Source organism: Actibacterium naphthalenivorans (assembly GCF_014196965.1).
Lineage (GTDB): Bacteria > Pseudomonadota > Alphaproteobacteria > Rhodobacterales > Rhodobacteraceae > Actibacterium_A > Actibacterium_A naphthalenivorans.
Window position 1 is genome coordinate 899607 of the sequence record NZ_JACIEQ010000001.1, and the last position, 15549, is coordinate 915155.

General features: G+C 65.2%; 16 protein-coding genes. 4 read left to right on the plus strand and 12 right to left on the minus strand.

All coding sequences use genetic code 11. The features are described from left to right. Positions 1-68: 68 nt before the first annotated feature. The 4 genes from GGR17_RS04425 to GGR17_RS04440 form a co-directional block, all read right to left on the minus strand. Positions 69-929, minus strand: coding sequence for an extensin-like domain-containing protein (locus GGR17_RS04425; protein WP_054537930.1), 861 nt, complete (start codon positions 927-929; stop codon positions 69-71). Then, on the minus strand, positions 926-1846 hold the full coding sequence (locus GGR17_RS04430; protein ID WP_054537929.1) for a prephenate/arogenate dehydrogenase family protein: 921 nt from the start codon (positions 1844-1846) through the stop codon (positions 926-928). Before GGR17_RS04430 ends, GGR17_RS04425 begins: the two co-directional genes overlap by 4 nt. Beyond that, the gene (gene hisC / locus GGR17_RS04435) at positions 1846-2928 is read right to left on the minus strand and encodes a histidinol-phosphate transaminase (protein WP_054537928.1); all 1083 of its coding nucleotides are present in this window, start codon (positions 2926-2928) and stop codon (positions 1846-1848) included. The genes GGR17_RS04430 and hisC overlap by 1 nt, the downstream gene beginning before the upstream one ends. A gap of 80 nt (positions 2929-3008) precedes the next feature. After that, a complete protein-coding gene (locus GGR17_RS04440; RefSeq protein ID WP_054537927.1) occupies positions 3009-3548 on the minus strand; it encodes a TIGR00645 family protein in 540 nt (179 codons plus the stop codon). Positions 3549-3733: 185 nt separating this feature from the next. Between GGR17_RS04440 and GGR17_RS04445 the strand changes: the two genes are divergently transcribed. Beyond that, positions 3734-4741 (plus strand): permease, encoded by a 1008-nt coding sequence (locus tag GGR17_RS04445; protein WP_054537926.1) that lies wholly within the window; start codon positions 3734-3736, stop codon positions 4739-4741. A gap of 14 nt (positions 4742-4755) precedes the next feature. Then, complete coding sequence (locus GGR17_RS04450) at positions 4756-4992, plus strand: thioredoxin family protein (protein ID WP_037209260.1); 237 nt, start codon at positions 4756-4758, stop codon at positions 4990-4992. Positions 4993-5066: 74 nt separating this feature from the next. Here GGR17_RS04450 and rpsD read toward each other — a convergent pair whose 3' ends face one another. From rpsD to GGR17_RS04470, 4 genes are all read right to left on the minus strand, one after another. Beyond that, on the minus strand, positions 5067-5687 hold the full coding sequence (rpsD, locus tag GGR17_RS04455) for a 30S ribosomal protein S4 (protein WP_037209259.1): 621 nt from the start codon (positions 5685-5687) through the stop codon (positions 5067-5069). A 162-nt stretch (positions 5688-5849) separates the two neighbouring features. Beyond that, a complete protein-coding gene (locus GGR17_RS04460; protein ID WP_054537925.1) occupies positions 5850-6920 on the minus strand; it encodes a Hint domain-containing protein in 1071 nt (356 codons plus the stop codon). 88 nt (positions 6921-7008) lie between these two features. Continuing rightward, positions 7009-7920: a lipid A-modifier LpxR family protein gene (locus GGR17_RS04465; protein WP_037209255.1), complete on the minus strand. Its 912-nt coding sequence runs from the start codon at positions 7918-7920 to the stop codon at positions 7009-7011. Between the two features lie 99 nt (positions 7921-8019). Then, on the minus strand, positions 8020-10533 hold the full coding sequence (locus GGR17_RS04470; RefSeq protein WP_054537924.1) for an adenosylcobalamin-dependent ribonucleoside-diphosphate reductase: 2514 nt from the start codon (positions 10531-10533) through the stop codon (positions 8020-8022). A 104-nt stretch (positions 10534-10637) separates the two neighbouring features. Between GGR17_RS04470 and GGR17_RS04475 the strand changes: the two genes are divergently transcribed. Further along, the gene (locus GGR17_RS04475) at positions 10638-11072 is read left to right on the plus strand and encodes a DUF1489 family protein (protein ID WP_054537923.1); all 435 of its coding nucleotides are present in this window, start codon (positions 10638-10640) and stop codon (positions 11070-11072) included. Here the strand turns inward: GGR17_RS04475 and hisG are convergent. The 3 genes from hisG to hisS are packed head-to-tail and all read right to left on the minus strand — an operon-like array spanning position 11069 to position 14369. Then, the gene (gene hisG / locus GGR17_RS04480) at positions 11069-11767 is read right to left on the minus strand and encodes an ATP phosphoribosyltransferase (protein WP_054537922.1); all 699 of its coding nucleotides are present in this window, start codon (positions 11765-11767) and stop codon (positions 11069-11071) included. The genes GGR17_RS04475 and hisG overlap by 4 nt on opposite strands. Further along, entirely contained in the window at positions 11764-12870 is a 1107-nt protein-coding gene (locus GGR17_RS04485) for an ATP phosphoribosyltransferase regulatory subunit (RefSeq protein WP_054537921.1), read from the minus strand. Before GGR17_RS04485 ends, hisG begins: the two co-directional genes overlap by 4 nt. 2 nt (positions 12871-12872) lie before the next feature. Further along, complete coding sequence (gene hisS / locus GGR17_RS04490) at positions 12873-14369, minus strand: histidine--tRNA ligase (RefSeq protein WP_054537920.1); 1497 nt, start codon at positions 14367-14369, stop codon at positions 12873-12875. A 143-nt stretch (positions 14370-14512) separates the two neighbouring features. Here hisS and GGR17_RS04495 point away from each other — a divergent pair, with 143 nt between their 5' ends. After that, a complete protein-coding gene (locus GGR17_RS04495) occupies positions 14513-14722 on the plus strand; it encodes a SlyX family protein (RefSeq protein WP_037209244.1) in 210 nt (69 codons plus the stop codon). Positions 14723-14725: 3 nt separating this feature from the next. Here the strand turns inward: GGR17_RS04495 and GGR17_RS04500 are convergent, their stop codons facing one another. Further along, the gene (locus tag GGR17_RS04500) at positions 14726-15490 is read right to left on the minus strand and encodes a sulfite exporter TauE/SafE family protein (protein ID WP_054537919.1); all 765 of its coding nucleotides are present in this window, start codon (positions 15488-15490) and stop codon (positions 14726-14728) included. Positions 15491-15549 lie beyond the last annotated feature (59 nt).

A 15549-nucleotide genomic window follows, 5' to 3' on the forward strand; every position in this document is an offset into this window, starting at 1 on the left:
CATGACGTTCTCTGTCCGCCCAGCCCATGCCTCAATACTGTCCAAGTGACGCATTGCGGCCAGTGCGCCTAGCGGCAATAGGGGCCGGAACGGTGATCTGCCGTATCCAGGTGGAAATGATCTTTGTGGAAATGGTCTGATTCGGGGCCCAGAACCGTACCAAAGGGGCCGCAGGCCGATTTGTGCATCCGTGTCAGAAGCGCGCCTTCCGCGCCCTTGCCCCAGCCGCTTTGCACATTGAGCGTCGCCCCGTTGGCCAGCGTGATGGCAGAGATATCCACGGCCTTGCCCCGGCCGTGTTCCGAAACCTTCGCGCCTGGCTGATTGTTGCGGGTGCGGCAGGCATAGCCCGATGCCACCTCAAGCTTGGCGACACCGCCGCCCAGCCGTTTGACATGCGGCTTCACGCCCTTCTTCACCCAGCTCTTCAGCGCCTTGGCGGTTTCGCAATCCATGGTCGCCGGCCGGTTCAGCATCACCCCGTCGACCGACGTGATCCGCACCGGGCGATCGATGCCGCAGCCCGCCAGCCGCCCCTCGATCGGCGCCAGTCGCACGCCGATGATTCCCCGGTCGCCACACACCGCACCCGCGCTGGAGGTGGCGACAGGCGCGGCGGGTGCGCGCACCGCGGCCGCGGCGGGTCTGACCAACCCGGACGGGCGCAGCCGGGGCCACAGGGAGCGCATGCCGGCAAGGGAGGCGCTGGCGGCGCCGGACATCCGAACCGGCGCGCTTCGGGCAGCGGTTCGGGCGGCAGGGCGCAGGCGAGGACGCACCGCATCGACGGGCGGGGCGAACACCGGCAACAGGCGCGGCATCAGAACCGGGCGCGGGCGCGGCAGGGGCGAATGGTCGGGCGCCGCGGGCGCGGCCTCGCCCGCCAGCAGGGCGAGCAGCATGGCGACAAGGGCGGCGCCGCGCCTCATGATCCCGTCTTGGCGCGCCCGAAATTCGGCGCGTCCGTATCCTGCCCCGCTTCGATGATGCCGCGACGGATCGCGCGGGTGCGGGTGAAGTAATCGAACAGATGGTCGCCATCCCCGGTGCGGATCGCCCGTTGCAGCGCGAACAGCTCTTCGGTGAACCGGCCGAGGATTTCCAGCGTCGCGTCCTTGTTGTTCAGAAACACGTCGCGCCACATCGTCGGGTCGGAGGCCGCGATGCGGGTGAAATCCCGAAACCCGGCGGCGGAATACTTGATGACCTCGCTGTCGGTCACCCTGCGCAGGTCATCGGCCACGCCGACCATCGTGTAGGCGATCAGATGCGGCGCGTGGCTGGTGACGGCCAGCACCAGATCATGGTGGTCGGGGTCCATCTCATCGACATGGGCGCCCATCGCCTCCCAGAGGCGGCGCAGCCGGGCAATCGCCTGCGGATCCGTGCCTTCGGCCGGCACCAGCAGGCACCACCGGTTGTCGAACAGTTCGGCAAAGCCCGAGCGCGGGCCGGAATGCTCGGTCCCGGCCAGCGGGTGGCCGGGGATGAAATGCACGCCCTCTGGGATATGCGGCGCCACCGCCTCGATCACCGCGCGCTTGACCGAACCGGCATCGGTGACGGTCGCGCCCGGTTTCAGATGCGGCCCGATCTCTTCGGCGACAGCGCCCATCACGCCCACCGGCACGGCCAGCACCACCAGATCGGCGTCTTTCACAGCCTCGGCGGCGGTTTCCACCACCCGGTCGCACAGCCCGATCTCTTGCGCCACCTGCCGTGTCTGGGCCGAACGGGCGGTGCCCACGATCTCTTTCGCCAGGCCACCGCGGCGCATGGCGTGGGCCATCGATCCCGCGATCAGTCCAAGGCCGATCAGGGCGACACGGTCGTAGATCACGCTCATCAGGCCTGGCCCTTGAACGCCCGGACGGCATGGGCCACCCGGCGGCACGATGCCTCGTCGCCCACCGTGATCCGCAGACAGTGCGGCAGCTTGTAGCCGTTGACGCGGCGCACGATGATGCCCTGCGATTTCAGCCATCCATCGCAGGCTTCGGCCTCTGCCGGCGAGGCGAAGCGCGCCAGAATGAAATTCGCGGTCGATGTGTCGGACGGCACCCCGGCCTCGGCCAGCGCTTCGGCCAGCCAGGCCCGCAGACGGGCGTTATCGGCCCGGCAGCGTTCGGTATAGTCAACATCGCGCACAGCGGCCTCGGCGGTTTCAAGCTGTGTCTGGCTCAGGTTGAACGGCCCGCGCACACGGTTCAGCACATCGATGATCTCTGCCGGGCCATATCCCCAGCCGATGCGCAGCCCGCCCAGCCCGTAGATCTTGGAAAACGTGCGCGTCATCACCACGTTGTCCCGCGCCTCGACCAGCGCCGCGCCGCCGTCATAGCCTTCGACGAACTCGGCATAGGCGCCATCGAGCACCAGGATCGCCTGCGGCGGCAGCCCGTCGGCCAGGCGCGCGACCTCGTTCCCGCCGACCATCGTGCCGGTGGGATTGGCCGGGTTGGCGATGAACACCAGCCTGGTACGCTCGTTGCAGGCGTCGAGGATGGCATCCACATCCACCACACGCTCTCGCTCGGGCACTTCCACGGGGGTGGCGCCGGCGGCAAGGGTAGAGATGCGGTACATCGAAAACCCGTGTTCGGTGTGGATCACCTCGTCCCCCGGGCCGGCATAGGCCTGGCACAGGAAGGTGATGATCTCGTCCGACCCGACGCCACAGATCACGCGGCCCGGATCAACCCCGTGCACGTCGCCGATGGCCTGGCGCAGCTTGGCGTGATCGGTCGGCGGATAGCGGTGCAGCTGATGGGCCGTCCGCGCGAAGGCCTCCTTCGCCTTGTCGGACGGGCCGAACGGGTTCTCGTTCGAGGAAAGCTTGACGACCTCCGCCACGCCGTCCAGATGGGATTGCCCGCCCTGATAAGGCGCAATCTCCAATATTCCGGGCTGGGGGCGTATCTGTGACATGGTTCTCTCCTGCTAGCCCGATTTCTAGCCCCGCTGCGGGGGCATGGCCAGACGGAAACACAACCGTGCGGCGCGGATGGTCAGTATTTCTTGCCGCTGCGCGCCGTCATCCAGTCCATCGCGGCCATCAGCACGCCCGAGATCACGAAGGTCAGATGGATGACGACCAGCCATTTCAGCTCGGTCGCGCCGAAGGCTGCATCGGCATCCGCCTGCCCGATCTCCATGAAGCGTTTCAGCAGATGAATGGCAGAAATCGCCACGATCGAGGCGATGAGCTTCATCTTCAGCCCCGAGAAATCGACCGTGCCCATCCAGCTTGGCCGGTCGCCGCCATCGTCGATATCAAGCTTGGAGACGAAGTTTTCATAGCCCGAGAACAGCACGATCACCAGAAGGTTCGCCGCCAGCGTCAGGTCGATCAGCGTCAGGATGGCAAGGATCGCCTTGTCGCTGCTCATCACCAGAACCTGCGGCGCGTAATAGGCCAGTTCCCGCAGGAACACGACCATCAGCATGGCCAGCGAGACCACCAGCCCCAGATACATCGGCGCCATCAGCCAGCGCGAGGCGAAAAGCCCCTGTTCGAATTTGCGTTCGATAACGGATTTGTCGGCCATGTCGCTGCCCCCTGTTCGCCTGATACGCGCGGATAGGGCATCGGCGGGCGTGGCGCAATGCGGCAATGCGGCAATCGCATGACCTGAATCAACGCGCAGCCGCGACAATCGGCTAGGACTTGGACAGGCGAACAGGCTGGCGGCCCCCGTGGCAAGGCCCCGGCGCGGCAGGGAAAAGGGCCCGGATGAGCGAGATTTTCATATGGCTGAACGATCAGCTTCTGCGCATGCAGTGGCTCTCGGATCTCGTGACGCTGCTGGTGCGCGATGGCTTCGGCCTGGATGTGACGGGGCGCATCGGCGGCAGCGTTCACTTCTTCATCTATGACGTCATCAAGATCTTCATCCTGCTGTCGGTGCTGATCTTCACCATCTCCTATGTCCAGAGCTATTTCCCGCCAGAGCGGACCCGGCGGATTCTGGGGCGGCACACCGGGCTGGGGGCCAATATCCTGGCTGCGCTGCTGGGCACGATCACGCCGTTTTGCTCCTGCTCGTCGATCCCGCTTTTCATCGGCTTCACCAGCGCCGGGCTGCCGCTCGGGGTGACCTTCTCTTTCCTGATCTCCTCGCCGCTGGTCGATCTGGCCTCTGTCATTCTGCTGGCCAGCATCTTCAGTTGGTGGATCTCGCTCGCCTATGTGCTGGTCGGGCTGGTTCTGGCAGTGATCGGCGGCACGCTGATCAGCCGGCTGAACATGGAAGATCAGGTGGAAGCCTTCGCCTATAACAGCCCCGTGATCGACCACGGCAACGAGACGCTCAGCCGGGGCGAGCGGCTGTCCTTCGCCCGCGAGCAGGTGGCCGAAATCGCCGGCCGCGTCTGGCTTTATGTGCTGATCGGGGTGGGTATCGGCGCGGCGATCCACAACTGGATCCCCGAACATCTGATCTCTGCCCTGCTCGGGCAGGATCAGTGGTGGTCGGTGCTGGTGGCGACGCTGGCGGGGATTCCGATGTATGCCGACATCTTCGGCACGTTGCCGATCGCCGAGGCGCTGGTGGCCAAGGGCGTCGGGCTGGGCACGGCGCTGGCCTTCATGATGTCGGTCACGGCGCTGTCGCTGCCGTCGATGATCATGCTGAAACGGGTCGTGAAACTGCCGCTGCTGATCGTGTTCATCACAATCGTGACCGTGGGAATCATCGTGATCGGCTATACGTTCAACAGCGCCCAGCATCTTTTCATCTGAAACGGAGACAAGGAATGATCATCAAAATTCTGGGAACCGGCTGCAAGAAATGCACGGCACTGGGCGAGAACGCGAAAGCGGCGGCAGAGGCTGCGGGGCTTTCGCCCGAGATCGTGAAGGTTACCGATCAGGCGGCCATCGCCGGATATGGCGTGATGTCCACCCCGGCGCTGGTCATCGACGAAAAGGTGGTTTCCACCGGCAAAGTGCTGAACCCGGCGCAGATCGGCGCACTGCTGACCGCCGGTTAAGACACCGGCACCGCGCAAAAGAAAACCCGCCACTGGGGCGGGTTCTCCAAATTCTCTGCAGGGGTCGGCGAAGATCAGTTCTTCGCGTAGAATTCCACGACCAGGTTCGGCTCCATCATCACCGGATAGGGCACGTCGCCGAGTGACGGGGTGCGGGTGAAGGTGGCGGTCAGCTTGGAATGGTCGACCTCCAGGTAATCCGGCACGTCACGCTCGGGCAGCTGGATCGCTTCCAGAACCAGCGCCATCTGCTTGGAACGCTCACGCACTTCGATCACGTCGCCCTCTTTCACACGGTAGGAGGGGATGTTCACGCGCTGGCCGTTCACGGTCACGTGGCCGTGGTTCACGAACTGGCGGGCGGCAAAGACGGTCGGCACGAACTTGGCGCGGTAGACAACGGCGTCCAGGCGGCGCTCGAGCAGACCGATGAGGTTTTCACCGGTGTCACCTTTGACACGCTCGGCTTCACCATAGATGCGGCGGAACTGCTTTTCGGTCAGGTCGCCGTAATAGCCCTTGAGCTTTTGCTTGGCGCGCAGCTGGATGCCGAAGTCCGACAGCTTGCCCTTGCGACGCTGGCCGTGCTGGCCGGGGCCGTATTCGCGACGGTTGACCGGGGATTTCGGACGACCCCAGATGTTTTCGCCCATCCGGCGATCGAGTTTGTACTTGGCAGACGTGCGTTTGGTCACGGCTGATCTCCTTCGTTAGAGCGGCGCCCGGAGGCGCCCGTGAAGGGCGTTGTCCTTTCCCTGACGGGAGACAGGCATCCCCTTGCGGGGGCCACCAACACCAATGAATAGACCGGCCTTGGCGGCCGGGAATGGGGGCTTATACAGCCCGTCCGCGCAGAGTCAATGCCGCAGCCCGCCCTCATGCTGCAAAATCGCCGCCTCCGAATTGGAAAGGTTCCGGCGGGCGAATGCGCCATAGCTGTGCGGATCATGCTTCAGCGCGGGCAACAGCCCCAGAAGCCGCGCGCGCTGATCGGGGTTGACCGCATCAAGCGAGGTATTGGCGGGGTGAAAGCTCTCGGTCTCTACCCCGTTGGCCCAGACGATCTGATGCCGTTCCAGCATCAGATGAATATAGGTGACCTCGCGCAGCGTGTGGTCGATGGTGATCGTCCTGTCGTTCAGCAGATCTTCGGCGGCCACCAGAACCTCGGGCGTCTGGAACAGAACCTCGGCGGCACGGCCCTTGATCAGCAGGCGGTGCTGTGGCGATACGATCAGATCGCCCCCGGGCCTGTCCTCTCCCAGCGCGCCGTGCCGGATACGCACCGGGCGCAGATGCGGCATCGCGTAAAGCCGCGCGCCCGACATCCTGCGCCGGCCCGTCCACAGGATTTCCCGCGCGCCGTCGTCTTTCGTGTGAAGCAGGTCGCCCGGATGCAGATCCTGCACCGGGCGCGGGCCTTCGGGCGTGTCGATCAGCGTGCCTTCGGCGAAACAGATCACACCCTGGGATTTGTCCAGATGCTGGGTAGGCTGCGACGTCTCCGCGATCTGGCGCACGATCCACAGATCGGTGTCGGCCGGCGGCAATTCGTTGATGAACATCAGCAGCGGCGCGCGCCCGGCGCCCAGGCTGATTTCGGTGGCGGTAAAGCTGTGCGTGCCATCCGTCACCACAAAGCCGCGATCAAGCAACGGTTCGTCCGACGCATGATGAATGGATCTGGCAGGGTCCAACGCCGTGCCGACAAGGCGGTGCACGGATTTCGCCGCGCGCCTGCGAGAGTCCTCCTCCCCGTCCGCGCCATCCAGAAGAAGAAGGTCCGCCGGCCCATCGAGCCGCGTCGCCGCGCCTGTTCTGCGCCATGACGACCCGACCGCCAATGCCCCGACAGGTGCCGCCAGCACCCCGTCAACTTCTGTTTGCGCCCAGGGAATGACGAACGTGCCACGAAAGCCCGTTTTCATACCTGATTGCCTGCCTCAGTATATTATTATTACCCGGCAGGTTAGCACGCATTCTTAAGGTTTGGAAGAGGGTGATTCGGCGGGTCCCTCAGAAACGGTAGCGCAGGTTCAGCGTGCCCAGCGTCTGGCCTTGGGATTGCTCGTCGAATTCCTCGCTCAGCCATGTCAGGCCATAGAAGATGCCGATACGCGCGGCCTCCCAGTGCATGCCGGCCCGCAGCCGCGTGCGGGACGTGCTCATGTCGACGTTTCCGTGGGACGGCAGGTATCGGCTGTCCACCATCAGTGCCGTGTCCGCCCCCAGCACCATCGAGACGCCCTCGTTCCCGCCATAGGTGGCGCCGTAGAGATGCCCCGTCGTGACATCGCGCAGCGTAAGCTCGCCGGCGCCCACATTGCCGATCACGAGGTCGCCGCCGATCCGCAGAAAAGTCTCGACCCCGGCCTGCGCCTCGATGAAGGGGCGCATCCGCGCGCGTTGCGATATATGGAACGGCCGCGCCGCCTGCATCGAGATCGTGGGATAGATCGCGTTGCCGATCTGGTTGTCCGCCGCCGTATCGGGCGAAGGCTCATCGATCCAGTCGTGAATGGTATCCTGAAAGCTCGCGATGCCGGTTTGCGACCCGGTGACCACCAGATCGGCGCCATAGGAAATCTCGGTGCCGCCACGGCCGAAATGCGTGTGCAGCCCGAAGCTCAGCGCGCCGGCATAGCGCCGATCCTGCGGCGAGGGGTTGGTCAGCGACTCCGGCGCGAAGATCTCGGCGCGCAGGCGGTATTCCAGGATCTCGCCCATCGCACTCGGAAGCACGCCATCCCAGCTCCGGCCGGTGACCTTGCTGAAGCTGTAGGAACCCGAGCGCCAGCGGTCTTTGCCGTCGCCCAGGCGGTCATTGCTGAAAATGCTGCCATAGCCGAGGGTCTGCCGCTCTTGCGCCACGCCTGCGTTGAATGGAAAAAGCGCCAGGACGAGCGCCGCCCGGATGACGAATTTCATGCCTTACCTCGAAGTTATGTTCCTGCCTGTGGGCCGACGTAATACCTCTGGTTGCACGCCAAGCCTAGCCCTTGCATGCAACGAAGCAGCGGGTGTCACCTAACCGCACTTCGAATAGCCGCAGCTCATGCAGGTCATGCAGCCCTCGACCATGCGCATGTCATACTGGCCGCAGCTGGGGCAGGCCTTGCCGCGCGGGCGTTCGCCCACCGCCAGCGCCTCGGCCTGCGGATCCGTCTTCAGGCCCATCCCCTCGCCGTCGATGAAACCGATGGCCACCAGATGCCGCTCGATCACGCCGCCGATCGCCGCCAGGATCGAGGGGATGTACTTGCCCTGCATCCACGCGCCGCCGCGCGGATCGAATACCGCTTTCAGCTCTTCCACGACGAAAGACACATCGCCGCCGCGCCGGAACACCGCGCTGATCATCCGGGTCAGCGCCACCGTCCAGGCGAAATGCTCCATGTTCTTGGAGTTGATGAACACCTCGAACGGGCGGCGGTGGCCGTTGATCACCACATCGTTGATGGTGATATAGATCGCGTGTTCACTGTCGGGCCATTTCAGCTTGTAGGTATTGCCCTCCAGCGCCTGCGGCCGGTCCAGCGGTTCGGCCATGTAGATGACATCGCCGTGGGGGATCGCCGGCTCTTGCCCGAGGGCGGCGGCGACTTCGGGTGCGGAATCCTGAGTATTTTCACCGAGAAGAAGAGCAGCGGGCGCCACGTTCAGGGCGGTGGCGATTTTCTGCAACGTATCAGCAGTGGGGGATTTCACCCTCCCCTTGAGGATGTCGTATACGGCTGTTGCATTCGTCCCCGCCTTTTCGGCAACTTTCTTAGCGTTGGTGTTCCGCAACTTCATCGCCGATTCGATACGTTCAGCGATCGTCTCACCTGCCAGTGGCAACTCTTCTGTCGCCACACTCAGCACACTCCCCGTCACGTCATTCGGGCGATAGGTCGTGCAGCCTTTGCAGCCGGTCTCATAGGCTTCGAGATAGACCTCCCGGAACGCGTCGAAGGAGATATCCTCGGGGCAGTTGATGGTCTTGGAGATACTCGAATCCACCCATTTCTGCGCCGCCGCCTGCATCCGCACATGATCCAGCGGCGCCAGCGTCTGGGCGTTCACGAAATAGTCGGGCAACGCCTTGTCGCCGAATTTTTCGCGCCACAGCCGCACGGCATAATCCACCACCTCTTCCTCGGTGCGCGACCCGTCTTTTTGCAGCACCTTGCGGGTATAGGCATAGGCAAACACCGGCTCTATCCCGCTCGAGACATTGCCGGCATAGAGGCTGATCGTGCCGGTGGGCGCGATCGAGGTCAGCAGCGCGTTGCGGATGCCGTGTTCGCGGATCGCCTCGCGCACGTCCGCGTCCATCTGCACCATGTGGCCGGTGGCGAGATATTTCTCGGCGTCGAACAGGGGGAACGCGCCCTTTTCCTTGGCCAGTTGCACCGAGGCCAGATAGGCGGCGCGCGCGATCCGGTGCAGCCAGCGCTCGGTCTGGCGCGCCGCCTCCTCGGACCCGTAGCGCAGGCCGACCATCAGCAGCGCATCGGCCAGCCCCGTCACCCCCAGCCCGATCCGGCGCTTGTTGGCGGCCTCTTCAGCCTGTTGCGGCAGCGGAAAGCGCGAGGCGTCCACCACGTTGTCCATCATCCGCACGGCGGTGGCGACCAGCGTATCCAGCTCCGCCTCGTCCAGCTCGGCGATCGCGTCGAACGGGTTGCGCACCAGCCGCGCCAGGTTGATCGAGCCCAGAAGGCAGGCGCCGTAGGGCGGCAGGGGCTGTTCGCCGCAGGGGTTGGTGGCGGCGATGGTTTCACAATAGCTCAGGTTGTTCATCTGATTGATGCGGTCGATGAAGATCACACCGGGCTCGGCATAATCATAGGTCGCGCGCATGATCCGGTTCCACAGGTCGCGCGCCTCGACCGTGTGATAGATCTTGTCATCGAACACCAGATCCCAGCTGCCGTCGGCCTTCACGGCCTCCATGAAATCATCCGTCACCAGCACCGACAGGTTGAAATTGCGCAGCCGCGCCGGATCCTGCTTGGCGGTGATGAACTCTTCGATATCGGGGTGGTCGCAGCGCATCGTGGCCATCATCGCGCCCCGGCGCGACCCCGCCGACATGATGGTGCGGCACATCGCGTCCCACACATCCATGAACGACAGCGGCCCGGACGCATCCGCCGCCACGCCCTTCACATCCGCGCCCTTGGGCCGGATCGTGGAGAAATCATAGCCGATGCCGCCGCCCTGCTGCATGGTCAGCGCGGCCTCTTTGAGCATGTCGAAAATGCCGCCCATCGTGTCGGGGATCGTGCCCATCACGAAGCAGTTGAACAGCGTCACCGCCCGCGCCGTGCCGGCCCCCGCCGTGATTCTGCCCGCGGGCAGGAACTTGAAATCCTCCAGCGCGGCAAAGAACGCATCCTCCCACGCGCCGGGCTGCTCTTCGGGCGCGGCCAGGGCGCGGGCGATTCGGCGCCAGCTGTCCTCCACCGTCTGGTCCACGGGGGTGCCATCCGCCTCTTTCAGCCGGTATTTCATATCCCAGATCTGCTCGGCGATGGGGGCGGAAAAGCGCGTCATGTATTGGTCCTTGGCGGAAGGGGTGGGGTTTTCGACAATAGAATTTCGCCGGCATGGGCGCAAGATTTGGTTGCTCCGGACGCGCGAAATACTATCCTAAGCGAATGCCCGAGTCACATCATATCAACCTCGTCAAACTGTGCGTCGGCGCCGAAAAGGTCGAGGATCTGATCGCATGGCAGGCCGAACGCCACGCGCAAACCGGCGCCGCGCCGCGCCATGTCACCCGCATGTGGCCGAAACGCGCCGAAGAGCTGCTTGACGGCGGCTCGCTTTACTGGGTGTTCAAGGGGGCGATTCTGGCCCGCCAGAAGGTGCTGCGGCTGGATGAGGTGCAGGGCGAGGATGGCATCCGGCGCTGCGGCATCGTGCTGGACCCGCAGGTGATCCGGACCGAGGCCGTGCCGCGCCGCCCGTTCCAGGGCTGGCGCTATCTGGCGCCCGGTGACAGCCCCCGCGACCTGCCCGAAGGGCGCGCCCGCGACGATGCGCTGCCGCCCGGGCTGATGGCGGCGCTGGCCGAAATCGGCCTGCGCTAGTCGCCCAGCCCGAGGCGCGCAGACAGTTCGGTGAAGCTGGCGCGCATCTCGTCGCTCCACCCCGCGCGGCGGCTTCGGAACAGCGTGGCCTGGCTTTTGTGCACGCAGCCATCCGACAGCATCTTCAGATGGTTGGCCCGCAGCGTCTCACCTGTCGAGGTGATGTCGGCCACCGCCTCTGCCGTCAGGTTCTTCACCGTGCCCTCGGTCGCGCCCTGGCTGTCGACCAGCTGATAATCCGCCACCCCGGCCTCGCGCAGGAATTCGCGCACCAGCCGGTGATATTTCGTGGCGATGCGCAGCCGGAACCCGTGCGTGGCACGAAACGCCGCCGCCGCCGCATCCAGATCGGCCAGCGTATCGACATCGGCCCAGAACTTCGGCACCGCGATGATCAGATCGGCATGGCCGAATCCCAGCGGTTCCAGCTCGCGGATCTTGGTTTCCCAATCCGCGATCTTCTCGCGCACCAGATCCGATCCGGTGACGCCAAGCTGAACCCGCCCCGCCGCCAGTTCGCGCGGGATCTCGCCCGCCGACAGCAGCACCAGTTCGATCCCGTCGACACCGTCGACCGCACCGGCATATTCGCGCTCCGACCCTGTCCGGCGCAGCGAGATGCCCCGCTCCGCGAACCAGTCGAAGGTCTTTTCCATCAGCCGCCCCTTCGACGGCACGCCCAGTTTCAGCGTCATTGCCCGGCCTCCCTCAGCGCCAGAACCTGCGCCGGGCGGATCACGCCGCCAACCGCGGGAATCGACCGGCCCTGCCCCAGCACCCGCGTCAGCGCGTCATAGCGCCCGCCTGTGGCCACCGGCGGCAGATCGGGCCGCGCCTCGGCGTAGAAGCCGAACACGAAACCGTCGTAATATTCCATCGTGGTACGGCCATAGCTTGCCTCGAAATCCAGCCCGTCCACATCGATGCGCCGCGCGGTCAGCGCGTTCAGCCGCCGCTCCATCCGGGCCACGGCGCTGGTGATATTGGGCAGGTCCACGGCCACGTCGCGCAGGTTTTCCAGCGCATTGGGCGAGGTTTCGCGCAGCGACAGGATGTGGTCGAGGATCTCGACCTCGCCGGCGCCGATCGGCGGGGTCGCGGCATCCTCTTCCAGCGCGGCGATGCGGGTCATCACCTCGGCCCGGCTGCGCAGCCCGATCTCGGGGCCCGCCTGATCCAGAACCGCCTCGGCACCAAATTTCTGAACGTCGTTCAAAAGGCGCACCCGCTCATCGGGCTCGGCCAGGCGCCCGCCGAACCGGTCCAGCAGCGCGCGAAACCGCCGGGGCCGCCACAGGTGGCGCTTCAGCGCGGCCTTGCGGCGATCCGTGGTCGAAAGCCCATCGACCGCAGCCAGCAGAATGCCGATATCCCCCGTCGCGGCGCGCAGCCCGAGCGGCTGCAGAACCTCGGCGAACAGGCCGAACACCTCTGCATCGGCGTGATCCGGATCGGCCCGGTCGAACAGCTCGAACCCCACCTGGAAATACTCGCTGGGCCGGCCAAGCTCATGTTCCTGCTTGCGGAACACCTCGCCCATATAGGTATAGCGCGCCGGTTCCGCGCCGTCGTTCATATGCATCTGCACCACGGGCACGGTGAAATCCGGGCGCAGCATCATCTCACCGCGCAGCGGGTCAGACGTGACATAGGCGCGCGACCGGATATCCTCGCCATAAAGATCCAGAAGCGTGTCGGCCGGTTGCAGGATGTCGGTTTCCACCGGCAACGCGCCGGCGGATTTGAACATCTCGAAAAGCCGCGCGGCCTCGGCGCGGTTTGCCGCCTTGGTATCCATGCTCAGCCCTCGGCCCGGTCTATGATCCGGCGCACCTCGGCGACCAGATCGGCGCGGGCAACCTCGAACTGCGCGGGCTGGGATTTCCATTCCTCGTGGCTGGCGCTTTGCGCGATCTTGGCGCCCAGGAACAGATCCTTGATCTGCACCACGCCGCGCGCCGCCTCGTCGCTGCCCTGGATGACCGCGACGGGCGAATTGCGTTTATCTGCATATTTGAGCTGATTGCCGAAGTTCTTGGGATTGCCCAGATAAACCTCTGCCCGGATACCCGCTGAACGCAGTTCACCAACCATCGACTGATAGTCGGCCATCCGGTCACGGTCCATTACGGTCACGACGACGGGGCCCTGCGGCGCGGCGCCGATCCGGCCCTTGGCGCGCAGCGCGGCCAACAGCCTGTCCACCCCGATCGAAACGCCGGTCGCGGGCACGGCCTGCCCGGTGAACCGCTTGACCAGATCGTCGTAGCGTCCGCCGCCCGCCACGCTGCCGAACTGGCGCGGGCGGCCCTTTTCATCCAGGATTTCGAAGGTCAGTTCGGCCTCGAACACGGGGCCGGTGTAATAGCCAAGGCCGCGCACCACGCTCGGGTCGATCTCGATCCGTTCCGGGCCATAGCCCTGCGCGGCCAGAAGCGCCGCGATCGTCTCCAGCTCGCGCACGCCCTCGGCGCCGATGGCAGAGCCCTCGACCAGTTCTTCAAGCCGCGCGCAGGTCTCTGCGCCGCTGTCGCGCTTCGCGGCCAGAAAGCCCATCACGACCCCGGCCTGCGCGTCACTCAGATTCGCCCCGTCGGTGAAATCTCCGCTTTCGTCCTTGCGGCCCGCGCCCAGCAGCGCGCGCACGCCCGCCTCGCCCAGCCTGTCCAGCTTGTCGATGGCGCGCAGCACGATGCCGCGCTCATGGGCGAACCTGTCGGGGTCGGACGGGTCCAGCACGCCGGCCACCTCCATCACCCCGTTCAGAACCTTGCGGTTGTTGACCCGCACGATGTAATCGCCGCGCGGAATGCCCACCGCCTCGAGCGTGTCCGACAGCATCGCGCAGATCTCGGCATCAGAGGCCACAGAACCGCTGCCCACCGTATCGGCGTCACATTGATAGAACTGGCGGAACCGCCCCGGCCCCGGCTTTTCGTTGCGCCAGACCGGCCCCATCGTATAGCGCCGGTAGGGCGTGGGCAGATCGTTGCGGAACTGCGCCGCCACGCGCGCCAGCGGCGCCGTCATGTCATAGCGCAGCGCCAGCCAGTCGCCGTCCTCCTCCTGCCAGGCGAAGACACCGGCGTTCGGGCGGTCCACGTCGGGCAGGTATTTGCCCAAAGCCTCGAGCGTTTCCACGGCCGACGTTTCCAGCGGATCAAAGCCATAGCGATGATAGACATCGGCAATCGCATCGAGCATCTGCTTGCGCTCGGTCACGTCCGCGCCGAAATAGTCGCGGAAGCCCTTGGGCGTTTCCGCCTTGGGGCGCCGGGGTTTCTTGTCCTTGGCCATCGCTTTTCGTCCCTTCCGTCGGGTTCGCGCGGGGCATAGCGGATGGGGAACGGCGGGGCAAGGCGGGGCGGAAATCGGGCATGTGATTTCCGGGGGAATTCGCTATGAAGCCCCCAGGACAAATTGGCATATCGGAGCCCGCAATGAGCGATGACCGGCTGACACTTCTGGAAGAGCGGATCGCGCATCTGACCGCGGCGGTGGACGATCTGTCAGATGTGGTCGCGGCACAGGCGACCGAGATCGCGCTGCTGACCAACCGGGTGCGCATGCTGATGCAGCGTGAGGCCGAGCGCGAGTTCGATCAGGGCGGCACCGTGCCGCTGGCCGATCAGAAGCCGCCGCACTGGTAGCGCTCAGAACTGAAGCAGCATCCGCCGGACCCCGATGCCGAAGGCCAGAATGCCGACAGCAACCGTCAGCGGCCGTTTGGGCACCCGGCGCGCCAGATGCCCGCCGATCAGCGCGGCGGGCAGCCCCCCGACAACCAGCCCGGCGACCGAACTGCCCACGTCGGACCAATCCGTATTCTCGCCCCACATACCGCCCGCGAATGTCGCGCCAAGCGTCAGGAACACCGCGAAAGACACCATAAGCTCGGCAAAGGCGGAACTGCCGATCGCGTTGCGCGGGTTGACGCCTGCCCCCAGCAGCGCAGAGCTGACGATCGGCCCCCAGCTGCCGCCGATCCCCTCGATCAGGCCGCCCGCCCCGCCGATCAGACCAAGACGCGTGGTGCCCAGAACCCTCGGCGCCGATCCCCGCAGACCGCGCAGAATGATCAGCGTGCCGATCAGCAACAGGTAGCTGGCGATCATCAGGTTCAGCAGATCGCCCTTCAGGTTCGACAGGACCAATGCCCCGACCAGCCCGCCGACGATGCCCGACACCGCCAGCCGCCGCGCCATCGGCCAATCGGTGTTGCGGTTGGCCTGATGCGACAGCGCCGCCACCGTACCGGTCGGGATCTTCGCGGCATTCACCGAGGCCGAAACCAGCGCAGGCGTCACGCCCTGCCCCAAAAGGATGGCCGAGGATATGACACCGAACCCCATGCCAAGCGCCCCATCCGCAAGCTGCGCGACAAAGCCGACGAGAACAAACAGCAGAAACTCTTCCACGACCGCAGGGGCCTTTCACCAGAGACTCACCGCGCCATCAATCTATTGAATCCGGGCAA